15 protein-coding genes are annotated in these 18,318 nt (G+C 51.4%); 9 read left to right on the forward strand and 6 right to left on the reverse strand.

Annotated elements, in window-relative coordinates:
* Positions 1-239 precede the first annotated feature (239 nt).
* From JOD20_RS25610 to JOD20_RS26635, 5 genes are all read left to right on the forward strand, one after another.
* Positions 240-2,600 (forward strand): MBL fold metallo-hydrolase, encoded by a 2,361-nt coding sequence (locus JOD20_RS25610; RefSeq protein ID WP_239584080.1) that lies wholly within the window; start codon positions 240-242, stop codon positions 2,598-2,600.
* Positions 2,601-2,610: 10 nt separating this feature from the next.
* Entirely contained in the window at positions 2,611-2,982 is a 372-nt protein-coding gene (locus JOD20_RS25615) for a hypothetical protein (RefSeq protein ID WP_204758012.1), read from the forward strand.
* 44 nt (positions 2,983-3,026) lie between these two features.
* Positions 3,027-3,407, forward strand: a complete 381-nt coding sequence (locus JOD20_RS25620; protein ID WP_204758013.1) for a hypothetical protein — start codon at positions 3,027-3,029, stop codon at positions 3,405-3,407.
* A gap of 112 nt (positions 3,408-3,519) precedes the next feature.
* On the forward strand, positions 3,520-5,196 hold the full coding sequence (locus JOD20_RS25625; protein WP_204758014.1) for a leucine-rich repeat domain-containing protein: 1,677 nt from the start codon (positions 3,520-3,522) through the stop codon (positions 5,194-5,196).
* Between the two features lie 74 nt (positions 5,197-5,270).
* A complete protein-coding gene (locus JOD20_RS26635) occupies positions 5,271-9,023 on the forward strand; it encodes a tetratricopeptide repeat protein (protein WP_239584081.1) in 3,753 nt (1,250 codons plus the stop codon).
* A gap of 240 nt (positions 9,024-9,263) precedes the next feature.
* On the opposite strand, the gene JOD20_RS25635 is transcribed toward JOD20_RS26635, so the two are convergent.
* Entirely contained in the window at positions 9,264-10,106 is an 843-nt protein-coding gene (locus JOD20_RS25635; RefSeq protein WP_240614398.1) for an IS3 family transposase, read from the reverse strand.
* Complete coding sequence (locus JOD20_RS25640; RefSeq protein ID WP_204758015.1) at positions 10,085-10,414, reverse strand: transposase; 330 nt, start codon at positions 10,412-10,414, stop codon at positions 10,085-10,087. The genes JOD20_RS25635 and JOD20_RS25640 overlap by 22 nt, the downstream gene beginning before the upstream one ends.
* 197 nt (positions 10,415-10,611) lie before the next feature.
* On the opposite strand from JOD20_RS25640, the gene JOD20_RS25645 reads away from it, so the two are divergent.
* Positions 10,612-11,157 carry an SUKH-3 domain-containing protein gene (locus JOD20_RS25645; protein ID WP_204758016.1) on the forward strand — a complete coding sequence of 182 codons (546 nt, stop codon included), beginning with the start codon at positions 10,612-10,614 and terminating at the stop codon, positions 11,155-11,157.
* An 18-nt stretch (positions 11,158-11,175) separates the two neighbouring features.
* Positions 11,176-11,760: an SUKH-3 domain-containing protein gene (locus tag JOD20_RS27060; protein WP_204758017.1), complete on the forward strand. Its 585-nt coding sequence runs from the start codon at positions 11,176-11,178 to the stop codon at positions 11,758-11,760.
* A 374-nt stretch (positions 11,761-12,134) separates the two neighbouring features.
* On the opposite strand, the gene JOD20_RS25655 is transcribed toward JOD20_RS27060, so the two are convergent.
* The 3 genes from JOD20_RS25655 to JOD20_RS25665 all read right to left on the reverse strand — a co-directional run bounded on the left by JOD20_RS25655 (position 12,135) and on the right by JOD20_RS25665 (position 15,417).
* The gene (locus JOD20_RS25655; protein ID WP_204758018.1) at positions 12,135-13,727 is read right to left on the reverse strand and encodes a PT domain-containing protein; all 1,593 of its coding nucleotides are present in this window, start codon (positions 13,725-13,727) and stop codon (positions 12,135-12,137) included.
* A gap of 1,024 nt (positions 13,728-14,751) precedes the next feature.
* Positions 14,752-14,985, reverse strand: coding sequence for a nuclear hormone receptor family protein (locus JOD20_RS25660; RefSeq protein ID WP_204758019.1), 234 nt, complete (start codon positions 14,983-14,985; stop codon positions 14,752-14,754).
* Complete coding sequence (locus tag JOD20_RS25665) at positions 14,986-15,417, reverse strand: hypothetical protein (RefSeq protein WP_204758020.1); 432 nt, start codon at positions 15,415-15,417, stop codon at positions 14,986-14,988. It abuts the gene before it with no gap.
* Positions 15,418-15,430: 13 nt separating this feature from the next.
* Between JOD20_RS25665 and JOD20_RS25670 the strand changes: the two genes are divergently transcribed.
* Complete coding sequence (locus JOD20_RS25670; protein ID WP_204758021.1) at positions 15,431-16,504, forward strand: hypothetical protein; 1,074 nt, start codon at positions 15,431-15,433, stop codon at positions 16,502-16,504.
* A gap of 525 nt (positions 16,505-17,029) precedes the next feature.
* Positions 17,030-17,314 (forward strand): hypothetical protein, encoded by a 285-nt coding sequence (locus tag JOD20_RS25675; protein ID WP_204758022.1) that lies wholly within the window; start codon positions 17,030-17,032, stop codon positions 17,312-17,314.
* An 83-nt stretch (positions 17,315-17,397) separates the two neighbouring features.
* On the opposite strand, the gene JOD20_RS25680 is transcribed toward JOD20_RS25675, so the two are convergent.
* Positions 17,398-18,204: a plasmid pRiA4b ORF-3 family protein gene (locus tag JOD20_RS25680; RefSeq protein WP_204758023.1), complete on the reverse strand. Its 807-nt coding sequence runs from the start codon at positions 18,202-18,204 to the stop codon at positions 17,398-17,400.
* Between the last annotated feature and the right edge of the window lie 114 nt (positions 18,205-18,318).

Consider the following 18,318-nt stretch of genomic DNA (forward strand, 5'->3'; position numbering starts at 1 on the left):
TTATTACTCTTTTATGCGGTCGTTCGGACGCTCCAGCTTCGTAAAATTCGCATGCCTGGCTAGATTGATTTTGCACACTTCTTGACAAACCACCTTCAGGCACAGCATGCCCCTGATTCTTAAGCGAACGCGGGGATGGTCATCACAACAGTATTCTGAACCACAGTAGTGGAATAGAAGGCAGCGATTGATTATTTGAGTAATCAATCTTCGCTGTCTCTGCGAGAGGAGCCTCCCCAATGATCAGTTTTCACCCCTTTGGCGGCGCACAAGAAGTCGGCGCATCGTGTGGCATCCTCAAACTGGGCATGCGTTCTATCCTCGTCGATGCGGGCATGCGCCCTGCGGCACGCCCTGGTCAATCGCGCACGCCGGACTTAGAAGCCCTCAAAACCTTCCCGCTCGATGCGATCCTGATTACCCATGCGCATATTGACCACACGGGCTGTCTGCCGCTCGTCGCCAGCTTATTTCCCACCGTGCCGATCTACGCAACCGAAAGCACGATCGCGCTGATGCGGATTTTGCTCTTGGATAGCGCGCGGATTATGGAACAGGAACACCTCGCGCACGAACTGGAAACCCCGCTTTATGACCAAGCGATGGTCGTGGAAACGCTGGCGCGGATCATTCCGGTGGCCTTTCATCAAGAGCTGCGTCCCGTCGCGGCCAACCAAGAAATTGCCGTGACCTATTTGCCCGCAGGCCATATCCTCGGCGCGGGTATGCTCCACATCACCAGTCCATGGGGCAGTGTCCTGCACACGGGCGATATTTCGGTTGGCCATCACCGCACCATCACGGGCGTTGACCTCAACACCCTGCCGCAGGTCGATCTGATGATTTGCGAGGGAACCTATGGCAACCGTAGCCACACCTCGCGCAAAGACCAAGAGCAAAACGTGGTGGCCACGATTCAGCAGGTGATTGGCCAGGGCGGGCGGGTGCTGATTCCGGCCTTTGCCGTCGGGCGGGCGCAAGAGTTGATCTTGATTCTCAAAGCCTTTCGCACCTCTGGGGTGGTGTCGCCCGTGACGATCTATGTCGATGGGATGTGCAAGGCGGTGTGTGAAGCCTATCAGCAGCAATCGCATGACCTGCATCCCGCGCTGCAAAAATTCGTGACCAATAGCCAACGGCCCTTGTTCGTCGATCCGACCTTTGGCGTGCTGGCCGTGCATCAGGGCATGCGCCCGCGCGTCATCAACAGTGACGAGCCAGCGATTATCATCAGCACCTCCGGCATGCTCACGGGGGGGCCAGCCCCGCTCTATGCGACCAAGCTGGCCCAAGACAAACGCAATGCGATCATCTTCACGGGCTATCAGGACGAAGAATCGCCAGGCGCGGCCATGCTCAAAGCCACCCAAGGCGGGACGATTACCCTGAATGGCCAACGGGTCACGCTGGGCTGTCCGGTCTATCGCTATGGGCTGTCCGGCCATGCCGATCTAGGCCAACTGGAACAGGTGATACGCCTCGTGCAGCCGCAGCAACTCGTGCTGGTGCATGGTGATCGCGACGCGCTGAGTCACCTCGCGGCCCGCTTCAAAAAACTGGCGGTGGCGATTCCCGCTGCGGGCGATGTCGTCACCCTGACCCGCCGTGCGCCGACCCTCAGTGTGCAAGCAGGGCAACGGGTGGCTACGCCTGCACCTACGCCCGTGGTCGTCGGGCCGCTGGCCGATCCCACGCCGCTGAAGCCTGCGCCGACGTTGGCGGATTTGTACGCGATTGCCACGGCGAATGGCATTCCGGCGCGCCCGTGGACAGCGATTGAGCTTGGCGCGGCCTGGTATGGATCGCAGTATCAACCAACCTTGCGACCGATTGTCGAGGGGGTGTTAAGTGTCGCCCGCAGCCATTTCCGCACCAAGCGCCTCGGTAGCCAAACCGTGTTTACCCCGCGTCCCGTGTTGGATTCGGGCGAGCCAAATGTGACCGCACCGCCCACACCGCAGCCCGATGACCGCTGGGATGTCGTGCCAATTGGCCAGATTGTGCTCGTGCTCGGCTCGGCTGCGCCGCCTGATCGCGTGCAGCTGGGCTTAATTACGGGTGAGCCAACGGGCAGCACTGTGCCGCTGGTGGTCGAGGCATGGAAAAGTCCCAGCCAAGTGCGCGATACGATTCAGGGGGTCACGCCCATGAATCGACTGGAGTGGGTGGGTCTAGAACACAGCGAGATTCAAGCCCACTTGCAAGCGCTGCGGACCACGATCGATGCGATTCCGATTGATGTGCTGCGGCTCTGGCAGGCGCAAAATGGCCAGCCTGCACGCTTGGAAACGCTGATGGCGACGGCTCCAACCCTTGAGGAACAGGTGGCGACAGGGATTGCGTTGATGCGGCGCGGCTTGCTCGTCTGGAAACGCGACGGCTCGCGCTGGATTCCCAAGCCATTTGAATCCTTGAATGACCAAGCCTTGATTACGCGGCACTTGGATCTGATTACCCACGTCGGGGCAGCCGTTACACATACCAAGGATGGCCGCACGGGCACGCTCACGGGGCGGGGTGGCTGGTTGCAAGTCGAGGTACAATGGGATGCGGGTGTGGTGGAGTTGGTCAAGGATGGGCTGGTGCGGGTAGGGGCGTAAGGAGGCATGCATGGAACCGGACTATCACGTTCCCGCCAATCGGTCGCCCTATCGCTGGCGCATGATCATTCGACTAATAATTGCTGTGCTTGGTGGCTTCTTCCCGATGATCTACACTATCGTCTACCAACTCTATTTTTATCTGCGAAATATGGCACGCGGAGGCACCGTTGAGGGGTATCTTTCGCTTCGGCCTTGGCTGTGGTCGATGCTGCCCCTGGGTTTCGCCCTTGGGTGGCTCCTGATCGGCATTGGACGTGATAGCTGGCTGCTCGTCAAACGGCGTGGAACATCAACGGTGATTCCAATACCCTATTGGCTGACCCTGCTGTTTGCGGTCATCGCCGTTGTGCTCTATGTGCTCAATATTCGGATTCCCTAACAACCCATGTGCCGATCGACCAGCCACGCAATGGAGGCGTATGTATGAGCTACCGCGTTCCAGCCAATCAATCCCCGCTTTCGCGGAGACGGCTCCGGCTCTTTCATAGTTTCTGCTTTCTCTCGTTCATCATCGTTGGGATCGTCGGGTATTACTTCGTGTTAATCGATCTGTTCAGCCATCCGGCGCACGACTGGATGACCATCGCGTCCAAGGCAATGATGGAGGATACGAATGATTATGGAACACAATCCTTGATTCCGCTGATTCCCTTTCTTCCATGCTCATGGATCTGCATCTATCAGGAGTATCGGTATATCGAATATTCCAAACGCGCTCCATCCGGCGTGTGGTATGGGATCGGTGGACTGCTGCTCCTGTGCTCGTTGTTCATCGTCGTGCGCGGTTTTTTTGCTGCTGGGTAAGCAGCGGAATGGTTCATGGGGTGATGATTGTCCACTATCATCGTGCCCCATACACGCGCGGGTACCGACCCTTGCGTCATTCACCAATAGTCTCCGGAAAGGATCGTCCGCTATGCTGCCATCCGATGCTGTTTTTTTTGGCAAGATGTATCCCTTTCTTGACCAGCCGTCTCATCCGTTCCTCAATTATCACTGCCTTGATCTCGCCAGTGTGCCAGCGATCATGCAGACCACGCGCCCCATTCTGGCGGCGGATCTGTCGATGAACAACCTCACGACGCTCCCATCCTCGCTGCCCGCGCTTGCGGCGATCACCCGCCTCGACCTCGGTGATAATCCCTTTTCCCACCTCCCTGCCGTGCTGCGGACGTTTGTCGCTCTCGAAGAACTCTATCTCGCTGGCTGTCCGATACCAACATTGCCCGATTGGCTGCCTGACCTTCATCGGCTGCGCATTCTTGATCTCGCGGATACGGCCATCCCTGCCGTGCCTGATATCCTGCGTTCCCTGCCGTCCCTCCAGGTGCTCAGTCTTTCCGGGCTTCCCCTCACCGCCCTGCCGCCATGGCTTGATGCGTGCGCCCTCCAGATGCTCATCCTCCATGGACTCTCGCTTTGTGATTTAACCAGCCTCCGCACCTGCACAACCCTCGAACATCTGGATCTTTCGGCCATGGGCTTGACCCAGGTTCCCGCCTGGATTCGCACCCTGCCCCGCTTACAGTATCTTAATCTGTCTGGGAATCCGATCACCGATCTCCCCGCATGGCTGGGCGAGCTGCCGCTCACCACGCTCGACCTCGACGATACGCGACTTCAGCACTGCCCCGATTGGGAGGCATGGACGACGCTTCGTCACCTCAACCTTGGGGGAAAGCACCATGATCCCACCCTCTTTGCGGGGGCCTTTCCCACATCCTTAACCAGCCTCGAACTGTGTAACACGGCATTAACCGCAATCCCGCCCATGGTTCGCCACCTTTCGGCTCTCGAAACCTTCCGGTTCGAGAATGGGAATACCCTCAGTGTCCCCGCATGGCTGCTTGAAGACCTGCCGTTAAAAACCTTGAAACTGCAAAACATGCGCATCACGGACATGCCACCACTGAGTCAATCAATTGTCCTAGAACAGCTCATCATTACGGGTGGATTTCTGCCATCGTGGCCGCTGCTCGGTGACCATGCCCCGCAGTTGCGGACGCTTGATTTCTCGGAAACGACCTTTATCGATGCGAATCCAACATCGACAAGCCTGTTTCCTCGGTTAGAAACCCTTGTTCTTCGCAGCCCTTCGGATAACCTCGTATCACACCTGCGTATGCCCATGCTGCAAACGTGTTCTATCGGGGGGCCGTGCGAGGTCGATTTAAGTACATTGCTTCAGTCGCTAACGCAGCTAAAGCATCTTTCCTTGAGAAATTGTTTAAATGAGGTGCCAGGCCAGCTTCGATCGTGCACTCAGCTTCAAACGCTCGATCTCAGTTTTAATTCGTTGGTTGAACTGCCAGACTGGATTCGGGAACTGGAATACCTCGAATCCCTGAACCTCGAATATAACGATCTTGCCATGATCAGGGAGTCACTAGGCGAGTTGCCGCAGTTACATACGATCGATATTACGGCAAACCCATTAAGTGCTTTTCCGGATTGGCTCCATACCATGCCGCAGCTGCACGCCATTGAGTTTCAATTTCCACCCGATGACCTCGCCCTGCATGATCAGCAAGCGCAATTTCTGGCTGCTGGAGTTCGCTGCAATATCTGCTCGCCGCGACCACGGGACGAATGAGCGCAATCACTTGCATCGGAACCATTGCTTTGCTAGGATAGTGGAACACACCTGTCAGCCCAAAGGATTCCGCGATGGATGATCTCGATCTGCATCTTGCCTTGGAAGCCCTGCGCACGAACCCTGCCGCCCATGTCTATCACGAGCGCATCACGCGGGGCATGCAGGCAATTGAACAGGGAACCCTCACGCCCTTTGAACGCAATGCCCTCCACCGTTTACTGGCGCGGCTTCCCGTATCAACGCCACCAGCCGCCGATCCGGTGGCCGCGTTGATTGCCGCATTTCAAGACAAGCTGCCAGATCACGATCCCACGGCCTTAGCCACCGCGATTCAGCAGGCGCTTGCCCAGCGACCCGCCACCCTCAACGGCGCTCCAGTCACGATCACGATGGACGGCGATACGCAGGCGCACCAGGCAAACTTGGCCATTGGCAATCAGGTGGGCGGCAATCTCGTGCAAGTCACGGTCACGATTCCGATTCCTGATGCCCGCTTTGATGCGCTCTTGGCCAGCGCCCTCAGAACCCATGAACAGCACAAAACACGCGAACGCCTGATCAATGCTGCCCAACAAATCGAGAGTGATCGCCTGCTCAATCTGCGCCTTCAGGGCTTTGTCGGTCGGGTCGCAGAACTAGCAGCCATTCGCGAGCACATTGCAACCATCCGGCCAACGGGGGGCTATATCCTCATCAAGGCAGCGGCAGGCGAAGGTAAGAGCAGTAGCATTGCCAAGCTGATTCAGGAGGCGGGGATTGCGCAGACCCCGCACCATTTCATTGCGCTGACAACGGGCCGCGAATATCAGCTTGGCTTGTTGCGGGTGGTCGTGGCTCAACTGATTCTGAAGCATAGCCTCACCGTTTCATACTTCCCCGAAGAAAGCTATCCCGCCATGAAGGGGGAATTTGCGCGGATTCTCGACGAGCTTTCTAAACACGGCATCGAGGAAACGATATATTTGGATGGACTTGATCAACTCCAGCCGGAGATCGACGGCTCGCGTGATTTGTCGTTTTTGCCCCCGCAGCCGCCGCCAGGCATCGTCATCGTGCTTGGCTCACGGCCTGATGAGACTTTAAAACCGCTGGAGATTCTGCATCGGGTTGATTACGAACTGCCACCGCTCAGTGAGATGGATGCACTGGCGTTGTGGCGATCAGTCCAGTCGAGCGTGGCGGATAGCCTCCTGCATGACCTCTATACGGCGCTCAAGGGCAATGCATTGTTTGTTCATTTGGCTGCTGATACGATGAAGGGTCAATCCGTGATCGATGCGACAAGCCTGATTCGCCAGATTGAACAGAATCCAAGCAATCTCTTTGGCATTACCTTGGAGCGGATTAAAGGTCGATCCTTGGCCGACTGGCGAGCGATTTGGAAGCCAATGCTAGCACTGTTACTCGTGGCCCAAGAACCAGTGCGACTGGATGTGCTGGGGGATCTGCTTGAACAAGACCACGACACCATGCAGGATGCCGTATGGGTTTTAGGAGGCTTAGTGAGCCAGGGCATTGATCAACGAGTTGCACTGCATCACCTGCTGTTTCGTGACTATCTCGCTGCGTTGGTATTCAATCAGCGTGAAGTCAAACGCTGGCATCAAGAGTTGGCCGACTGGTGTGCGAAGGATTTAGAAGTCATTTGGGCCGATGATCGTGACCCCATTGAACAGGCTCGGCGGATGTATGCACGGCATCACTATATCGCCCATCTATTCTTGGCCGAGAACTGGCCAACGCTCTGGCAGGTCTTGGATGCGGGCGACTATGGCGAACAGAAAACCCGCTTTGATCCGAGCACCCGACTCTATGCCCTCGACTTGGATCGGGGGCGGGAAAGTGCTATTAAGGCTGGGCAATCAACCGAGGAGCAGATTCAACATTTGCCTCGGTTGTGGAAGTATAGTTTGCTGCGAACGAGCTTGGCTGATCACATAGAACGGTGGATCGACGACATGTTTGTTGTGCTAGCAATGCTTGGGCGTACACATGAAGCGATTGAACGAATTGAGCAATGTTCCAATCCAATGCAACAGGCGAACTTGTGGAGTCAAATTATCGAATGGTGTAATACCGATCAACAAACAAAAATATTGTATCGACTACAACAATCAATGAGCATAGCCGATCCAAAGAATCATGCATCTGTTCTTATACACCTTGCCCAAGCATACGTGGCTATCAACAACCATGATCAGGCTATTACATCCTTGGAAGAAGCAGAGATTTGCACAAAAAAAATAACTAATGAAACGACGAGGGTAGAGACGTTAATAAACATTGCCCAAATATATAGTTCTCTACACCATCATAAGCAAGCGGCATTGATCTTAGAACAGGCCCAATCTATTCCTCAGACTATCGATCATCTTGACAAGCGCATGGCTATCACTGTATGTATAGCGAAGGCCCATGCATCCTTCGGAAATATTGACCTCGCCCTCTCGCTTGCTAAGACCATCCTCATTGCACAGGATCAGGCATATATCCTTGCACTCATTGGCCATACTCAGGTATCGTTTGGCGAGAATGAACAAGCAGCAACTACCCTAGGGAGAGCCAGGAATATTGTTGATGCCATTGATGATGACTGGCTCTCCTACAACGCTCATGCAGCTATCGCAGCAGGCTATGCGATGATACATGACTTTGATCAAGCGGTTTCTGTTGCTCACACGATTCCTGATCCATGGGTTCAAGCAGATGCACTTTTTGGAATAGCATCAGTCTATATTTCTGCTGGGGATTTCGAACAGGCAATAACTATTGCCCACTCCCTGCAAGATGAATGGCTTCATACAAAAACATTCACCGCGATTGCGGCTACGGCCCACGCAGCTGGCAACTTTGAACAGGCGACCAAGTATCTTATCCAGGCAACCACCGTTATCCAACGTTGGCAACACGCTGACGCATACTGGCTCCGTATTCATAACGTCAACAAGATTGCTCAAACCGCTATCATGGCTATGGGCAAGGAGCAAGCATTGTCTCTCTTAGAGACAATATACACACGTGCTCAATCGAATCAGGAAGTAACGTTTAATAAAGTTATGGTCTTGATTGATATTGCGAAGAGTTATACGATCATTGGTTCTACGAAACAAACCATTGCTATTTTAGAACAAACATATGAAATGACGAATATTCTTCACCCAGGATACGAGGCATCCGTATCTACCGAGCTTGTTCAAATATATGCATTGATGGGGAATATTGAACGGGCTGTCGCTATTGCTGAAACAATTGATGACACTGAACGCTATGCATATGCGCTTGTTGCGATCGTGCAAGGTTATGTATCACAGGGGAATATTGAACGGGCTGTCGCTATTGCTGAAACAATTGATAATCCTGAACACTATGCCCAAGCACTTATTATACTTACCCAAGCTTATATGAGAATGCATCAAGAAGATAGCGCAGCTTCGTTTTTAGAAAAGGCAACTACTGTTACAGTGACTATTAATGACCCTCAGCACAAGACTGCTATGCTAAGTATCATTGCTGCTATAGAGATGCTGCGAGGTAATTCAAGCAAGGCTACTCACATTTTCGAGATGGCAACGGAGCTTGCTTATTCAATACGGTCAGCACAATCACGTGCTGAGGCACTTATCGCTATCATTGAAAAGTATCAAAATAACCATGACCATGTACTTTCAATGATTAAGGCTACATGGAATAGTGTTAAGGCTAATAATGAGCTATGGCATGTTTTGCCACTCATTACACCCTTACTAGAAACTCATGTGTGGTTAGTAGAGCAGATTCTGGAAGAAGAGGAATGGGTAAATGATCAATTGGAGCGACTGGGGTGATTTCTCATCTATGGTACTGATTTATTATCCAAATCAGCCCCTATCATTAACCCTTTTTTACTGAATTTCTCCATACAAACGAGCAGCTGATAATGGTGCTTACCGCTGTCACACGTATTTAGGGAGTAATCGGGAGAAACCGCAACGGACCAGCCCCAACGGTTCGCGCGTTATAGCTATAATCCAGGAAGTAGAGGCCGCTACTATCTGATGTGGTCACGATTTAATGGACAATCGTTCTTATCCGCTCCACGCTGCTTCAATCATCGCGGGTGTTTGGTAGCCTAACCCCGAATGCAGTCGTTGGCGATTGTAAAAAATTTCGATATATTCGAACAAATCACGCCGTAAACTGGCGATGCTGTCATACGTTCGATGATGGGTCAATTCGGTTTTCAGGGTTGCCCACAGGCTCTCCATGGGCGCATTATCGTAGCATTTGCCCACATCGCTCATACTCATGGTGATGCCATGCCGACGCACCAGCGCTTGGTAGGCCGCGCTCGTGTACTGACTCCCTTGGTCCGTATGGTGCACGGCAGGCCGCTGCTGGGTCTGGGTCACCGCCATCTGCAAGGCCCGTTCAACCAAGGTTGCATCCATCCGCCCATCCAGCGTCCAGCCAACGACTTTGCGGGTATAGAGGTCTAAAACTCCCGCCAAATAGGCGGTTCCGCTGCGCAGCGGAATGGCGGTAATGTCGCCAACCCAGCAGGCATGCGGGGCGGTGACGGTGAACTGGCGCTGCAATTGATTCGGGGCGGCAGACGCGCCGCACGTGCGCACGGTCGTCTGCCGCCGCCATTTCGTGCGGCGCGGGTGGAGATTGGCGCTCCGCATGAGGCGACGAACCCGATGGCGGCCAACCCGCACGCCCTGCTGGCGTAAGCTCGCTTGAATCCGACGGCTGCCATAGCGGAAGCCGCTGGTGGCTTGGATGGACTGGATGGTTTCGGTTAAGGTTTGATTGGCTATCGTTCGGGCACTCGGTGGGCGGGTGCACCAGGCATAGAAGCCGCTCGCGGCAACCTCCAGCAGGCGGCACATAGCCCGCACCGACATCAGCGATCGGTGCTCATGGATGAACCGATACCGCTCGGTGACGGGTGCGCGAAGATAGCCACGGCTTTTTTTAGGATGGTATTCTCCTGCTCCAGCCGTTTGACTTCCCGTCGCAGGCGGGCCAGCTCGTGGGTTTCCGCAGCCACGGCGGCAACGGTGGTACCTGCGGCCTGGGCCATGCGGTGTTTTTTGAGCCACTGGCGCAAGAGGCCTGACGATAACCCAAGATCGCGTTCGATCTGCGCAACGGTTTGCTCACCGTGCAACGCGAGATCAATGGCCATTTGGCGAAATTCCGCCGTAAAGGTGCGTGGTTTTTGCCGTGTCATTGGTGGATTCCTTTCCCGTATCAGTATGATACCATACTCGTCTATACGTTCAGGACCACATCAGGTCGTGAAACACCATGACGGACGACAGCATACGATGGCACAGATCCATCGAAGGCTGGGAATTTGGAAGCCGATACGCGCTCCGAATCGCGCTTCCACTTAAGCGCTCCCTATTATGAACCATGGGAGGAACCATGACACTTAACATTAATCTGTTGACGGATCAAACAATCTTTCTCTTAACGGCGGCAGGGTGGTCACCTGAGCGAACCTATGATCCGACAACGACCATTCTTGAACCTCTGACGACGATTGGCTGGCCGATTTTTCCGGAGGCCCAGCGTATTTTTACCGCGCTTGGCATGCTGAACTTGAATCTTCAGCACCTTCCACCGATTCCCCCCGATCCCCGAACGACGACACCCGATCCAATCGCGTTGCGTGACCATCTCTGGTACGCCGACATCCGGATTGATTTTGATCCCTACGAGGCATTCGCCATGGATGATGAAGATTTTATTGTGTATTGGTCGTCCCACCCGCTCGTTCACCACCATGGAGGTAGTATCTGCCCCATTGGCAGTTACCATCCATGGGATACCCTTTTAGTGTGTGGTGATGGCTTAATCGTTCATGGAAGTCCGGAATTTATGAACCCTGCTCCCGGATTGGTGGTGCTTGGGTCGAATATTGAAACGGCACTCAATCAGCTTGCCTATGAGGCAGTCTTTTTCGTATAGTAAATGAAGGATAAGCGTATGCCACACGATGCCGCAGCAATTGCACAATGGCTCTTGACGAACGCCGGATGGAACCCGGAACGGCAGATTGATCCAAGCCCACTCCTTGCTTGGTACCAGACGCATGGCTATACGCTGTGGCCAGAAGCAGACCTCTTTGTTCGCTCGTTTGGGATGCTTCAGCTCGATACCAGTGCCTATAGCGAGCAGCATCTCCCGCCAGAAGCGGTTCCCACGCGGGAACCCATCACTCCCATACGGTTCCGCTGGTGGCGACACGGGCGAGCATTTGCCGTCCACCTGCATCCCGAAAGCATTCCCGACCTTCCGACCGCAATGCAGGTCTGGTCGACAAGTCGCTTAGTCCAACCACGAGATAGGGCGCTTCCGCTTGGCACATGCCGTACGCCCTTGAGTCCATACCAACGCCCACTCTTCTTGCATCGTCAGTATGGTCTGCTCCTTGAGAATCCTGGGTATCGAAATAAGCGGCCCTTTCCCCTTTTTCAAGCGTATGGGACAAGCATGCTGGAATTACTGACAATCATTGTTCGGCAATGCGCGATCTATGAGTGGACGAAAGATGCATGGCCATATTCGTAATGCATGCCACCCGAGATGCTATAGAAAATAAAGATATTCGTATTGCCCGTCAGGATAGCGTCTAAGATCTTTGAAAACAAGTGTCAAGAAAGCAAAAAAAGAACCCTATTCTGACGCTCAATTGGTGAGAATCTAACATCAGGAAAGGGTATACGCCAACCTGACACTTTTGAGGCAAAGCTGAAATAGTCTCCTTACTTCTGACAAATCTCATGCGGAATGTGATTAGAATATCACCAAAGAATATCGGTTTTCTCTATCGCCTAGCATCAACAATCGTGTATCTTCTTCGTGCGATGATGGACGAGAGTAGAAGCAGAGAATGATCTACTCTCGTCCATCGTATGGCTGATTATAAAATCTATAGTTTGGATTTACCAAGAAGAATCTTTATCTCTATAGTATTGCATTTCGGCAGCACCTTCCTCTTTAAGCGCCCTATCTAATTCACGAGCTTTCATATCAGGTTCGCGTTTCTCTGAATACCATTCGGGTGGTGAGACTGGTTGGCTTATGGGTGGTGAGACTGGTTGGCTTATGGGTGGTGAGACTGGTTGGCTTATGGGTGGTGAGACTGGTTGGCTTGCTTGCTGAAGTTTTGTATTCATCTCTTGGTGCATAGCATCAAACTCTGCCTGTCGACGTTTATTGGCTATACTTATTTGTTTACTCATTTGCTTGCTCATTCGAGCTGAAATATAGGCTATTCCAGCTAAGACAGCAAGAATCCCAAGCCCTGTAGCCTTCCTCTGCTCAGGGGTCATCGTTGCTGATCGTTGTTGAATCTGAGGAATGATAGTAACGATAAAAATCAAGAGTAAACTTATTCCTACCGTAATAGGAAGTGTTGGGCCAGCGATAAGAACATCAGGGTAGTGTGGGGAAAATATACTTCTACCCAGATTCAAAACATTAATCATTATCATTGACTTAAATATTATCCATCCCAACAGTGGCAAGGAGATCAAAAATCCTTCAGCAATTTCCCGTTGTCCAATCTTCGTTTTTGAAATGAGCCATTGTATACTGAGTGTCCCGAAGCCAACAATTACGACTTCTTTGATAAGCGATAGGATATTCTCAACTTGAAGAATACTTGGCCTCATATGAATAAGATACGTCGTATATATCATTAATAGGATAATACTTTGTTTACGATACGATAGTGTTTCTGTATCCGGGTTCGAACGAGTAACAATAATTATTGCTATCATTGTTGAAAATATCAACCCAGGTGAAAAATACATTACTAATGTATTATAAAATCCATACTCTATTTTCTTTGATGCAATCGCTAATAATGTATTAATAATAGGAAAGACTATCAATGGAGATAGCATGTACATTCTTCCATCATATCGCAGTACCGAAACAAATAACCCTATCAATGAAAAAGATATAAAAAAGTAGACCAATATATTCAATGATAGTATTTCATCCGAAAATATGCTTACTATTATACATAGTAATAATGGAAATAAACCATATTTCAGTATAATAGAGAGACTAGAAGGAAATTCAAAAGGCTTTGAGTAAAATGTCTCATCGTTATTTCTTGTATCTTTCCATACTTTCTCGACAATCCACGATCCGACAATCCCATACACGGAAACAAGCAGCAGTAGTATCCAAATAAATGCAGGTTCAAAGCCGTTTGGTAACGCGTTATGGTACATCAATAAAAAGAGACTGATAAATCCTGTATTACCGATAAATAGCGTCCATGAGCGTCTAGGCCAGGCCATCCAAATAAATGTCCATGGAATCGTCGCTATTAGAATGACATATGCCTCATCAATAATGTCATCAAGACCATCAAACACTGATCCCAGCAACATGGGAATGAGAAAAGCAAGCGAAGCCCCAACAAGACCACGCTCAAATGCAAATCGTCGACCTTTCGTAATGATGGGTTTAAACATACGGGTTGCGGGGATCACCGTTGAATCATCTATTGGATCATTCATTCCAACACCTCCACTACTTAAATAATTCTACAGTATGGTTATGTTTAAGAAGAACACGTCATACCATTAAATAAGTTTGCTCATCGATAGTACACTTACCCTCGGTTGAGATGTTTGTTAGGTGGAGGGCGATAGTCTAAAATGGCGCTATGAAGATAAACGATGCCTATAGCGATAGCCTAAGAAGCTATCCACATCCATTGGAAAGTCGATTAACGATATGTCACAATGATTGGTAAAAGTAAATAATGTTTGTAGTAACGATGCACAGCAAATTGCACAACCCCGCTAATTGATTTAGCGCGTTTGGTAAATCATCATCTATTCCAGATATCCATTTAACCCATCTGTCACCATTGGGATGAACGTATATCAACCGCATAAAAGATGCTTTGTAGCGGCAACCTCCAGATAAGCATTTGCTGCTGTTAATGCCTAATTAAGAGATTGCGCCATAGGCTATCATTACCGAACGTGCAATTTAAGAAGTATTGATACTCACGTCGATTTTTCCAAAATCATAGATTCTATAGACCAACTTCATCACATGGAGACGGTCTATTCGTCTTGTTCTTGGCCAGATGATCCATCGCTTACTTTCATCCAATAAGCTGCATACAATCCCTTCCCTCTTATATAATCTACACAATGAACATAATCAAGGCTTCTGCTTTTATATAGATACACTCCTTGGCAATTTCTGGCATGCATGACGCAAAAATCACCCCCATGGGTGAGGATCACGCGCTCGCATCGACGATCGTCCGCACAGAATGCCGCCAATCGTCGATGCATGATCGCATGCCGGAACCGCCGCTGGCCGCCATGCACTCGTCAGCCGCTTTTTCTTCGGCGCATAAACAATCATTCCACAGTCGTGCACGACTTAAGATACTGTATCCATATCAGCCCCTAATATTAAGACAAATTAATTATAATCCATTATCTTAAAAGATACTGGAAATAAAGAAAAAGATTGATTATCTGAGTAATCAATCTGAGGCTTACCTTTGACATCGTTTTTCTAACGAATCGTATCATCTTCAAAGATATCTGCTGGAAGTTTTTTACTCCAAGCTTTGACGCACTCTTTTGAGGTATACGCAAGTTCGGCAAAAATTTCTTCATGTTTAGCTTGTTCTACAATTGGTTCACAGTATGATATTTGGAAGAGATTCTGAAGATTAGGAATGGCTACATCATATGATCGAAAGATACAGTTATATCCATTGATAGGAACCGTTAATGGCATATCCATTTAAAAAGTTCTCAGACCTTCAAAATTTGTAGTATTCCAACATTCATCAAATTCAGCGATTTCGGCAATAGCATTTGCATTACTAATACTAAAACGATCTCTCATATAGCGCTTAAAATTTCTGTAGAAATCCTCATGCCGACGATATAAATTATTTGCCTTGAAACGAAACATTTGAAACTTCTGTGTATCACGTGGATTTGTTGTTGAATTTTTCGCTTGTAAATCGGCTCTAGGCGAAAACCTCCGTTCGCACGTCGCCGTCGCCATCCGCACGACCAGTGCTTGGCCGACGATAGACCGGCCCACGGAATCGGTAGGACTCCCCAATGAGGGGTAGGGACGCGAATCCTCGCCATTTTGACAAGTTTTGTCATATCCTGGATGCCGTGTGCTTGGTAAAGTAGCGGTATGCAGCCGCTTGCTTGTCATAGGAGACCTATCAATGCACAAACGCGTCTATCAGCTTGGGTGGAGTATTCTAATCGGATTGGTCTTAAGCGCCTGTGGTGGTGATGCAGGAGTGCGTCCTACACCACGAACGACCAGCGGTTCGGCGCAGACGACCGTGCCTACGGTGCCGACCCAATCACCATCGCCAACGACTGGTGCCAATGCTTCCGCCTTAATCATGCGGTACCTGACCGATCCGGAAGCGGTTGCAGCACAACTCAAGCAGTTGGCTAGTTATCGGGTGCGAACACGCACGATGACGAGGACAATGCAAGGGACTGATACCACATCGGAATCCGTGGTCGAGACGATCGAAGCCCGGATTAACACGCCACTTGCGGTCTATCTCCAAACTCTCAGTACCCCGGATGCACCGCCACAGGCCACGTGGTTGCTGGATGGCGTGGTCTATCAGGTCCAGACGACTAACACGGATCTCCACTGTACGAGCACCATGCTCAACCCGGAGATGCTTGAGATCACCTTTGATATGACCCGCTCGTTGAATGGTGGCATGCTGCACGCGTTTGCGGCCTCGTATGAACCGCAGCTCGTTGCTGACGCGACCACCATTAATGGCATGCTGGCAGACCAATATCAGGTGTCCGGCGATCAAAATGGGGTCATCATCGCTGGCGACTTTTGGGTCAATCAGGATGGACTCGTGATCAAAGCCCAGACGCGCATGGAGATTAGCTCCGAACAAACAACTGTCATTACCGAAGCGGTGTATGAACTCGATCAGATCAATCTAGTTGCCCCCATGGGGATCCCGGATGGCTGCACGCCGATCGATGAGACGCTGATGGGACGCATGCCGCGCATGGATGATGCCCAGAATCTCCTCATTACGGAGACGATGCTCAGTTATGGGTCGAATCGCCCCACGCCCGAGATCATCGGGGTGTATACGACGGAACTTGGCAAACGGGGGTATACGATGACCACCCTGTATGAAACGACCGATGGGGTGATGCTCCAAGCAGCAACGACCGATCACACCGTCCAGATCCTGATTGGGAGCGGAACCGATACAACGACGGCCGTGCTGATCCAAGCGCAGTAATCGCCGCCCGCAACCCGTGGTCTGTCCATGACCACGGGTTGCGGGCGGCGATAGCATCAGGCAGCATAGGTGCCCAGTCCCAGCATTATTGACGGCTATACTATGCCATATTTTATGTCAAATAAACCCTGCTTTCAAAGGGCTGATGTGCCTACGGTATTATTGGCGCTTGTGTATCAGGGGTGTGGTAAGGATTCGCGATAAACGGGCCACTGCCAAAAATCACAACGCTATTGGTCATAGGCTGGACGAAATTCGATACAGAATGCCAATTCTGTATCGAATTTTTGATCTTGCCGCGCGTGCATCACCCTCTAATGAGCGCCAAATAGCTGTGCAAACCACGTTTTACTTGCAACAGAAGGTGGTATTACCACACAATCACTGATGCGGCCCGTTTGATCGTAATCCTTGCCATACCTCCTAAAGCTTTATCTAGCTGCGGGGATTCAGGGAATTCATCCAGACCAAAGTCATCATATATCGCCTATAATCCAGTATCCTCCAAGCTAGGAGACAGTGTTTATGAGCGACCACGATACTGACCAGCCAATCACACGGGTTCAGGTGCGCGGCCACACCCGTGATGTGCCACTCAAACGCTATGACCTTGTGTGTCAATTCTGTCATACCCAAGCGACCGTGTATCGTTACCCTGGCCAACCACCACGATTTTGCTCCGAGGCATGCCAAGCCGATGCACGCATGGCCGCTGATCGTGAACGCAAGGCCATGCAACGGCAGCGCCAGCAGGCCGAACGGGCGGCCACGGGCGTGGTGGTTCACCGAGGCCGACCCCGCAAACCCTAATCCTCCTTCTCATGTGATAATTATTTCTCATGTCTTGCAAGACATAGGACAAAATAAATAATTGTAACCCGCTGCACCGTCACTTAGGCGCTGGCATACCACGGATCGCCTGCGCAAAACGCGGCCAAGCGTCGATTCACAATTGCTTGGCTGAATTTCCGCACGCTCGTCGCGCGCTTTTTCTTGCTCTTGCTGGTTCCTCCGGCGTTTTTTGCACGTTTCTTGGCCGCCGCCTTGGCCCGTCGTGATCGCGCCAGTTTTTGCGAATACGCATACGCGCCGCCTGAATCTTCTTCGGGTCCAGGCTGTGCGCCGCCCGTGCAGCGGGGATAGCGCGAGCGGGGATTGATCGGTGTGCTGGCCTCGATTTCAATGGTATGGACCCAGTAATCGCCAAAATCGTACACGTATTCGAGGCCATAGCCCGACTGAAGATAGAGCTGATCAAGGCGCATTGCATCATCACATGGCGCACCATGCAGCCGAAATTCATGCAGGTGATAATCGTCCCACTCGAAGGCGATCTGGAGATAGGTATGCAGATGGGCCAAGGTCGTCTCGCTGGTGACGACAAGCCGCCGCCAGATGCGTGGCGTGACCTCCTCAATTGTGATGACCAGCTGATAGGCCATCGTGGCAGCCGTCGGGCGCTGCGAGACACGGAATTGATTAGCCGCCGAATCAATCATGGCAACGGCAGGGAATTGATTATCTACAGAATCAATCTTTGGCGTGGCCACAGCCTGAAATGCCAGCATCTCGCGGTGGGCTTCTTCAATCAGCATCGCAATCACCTGTTCCTGGCTGATGCTGTCGTCCTTTGAAATGTCGCGCTCGTGGCGGGTCACGGCGGCTAACTTGGCTTGAATGTCAGCATCGCGCAGACGCACCGTTGCCAGTGGATTGAGGCCTGACTAACTAACACTTTGCTGAGACCCGCTCAGGCTGAAACGGATGGAGCGTGAGGTTCCATTTCGGGATATCGGCAAGGCTCAATGCTCGCC

Source organism: Herpetosiphon giganteus (assembly GCF_016907925.1).
Classification (GTDB): domain Bacteria; phylum Chloroflexota; class Chloroflexia; order Chloroflexales; family Herpetosiphonaceae; genus Herpetosiphon; species Herpetosiphon giganteus.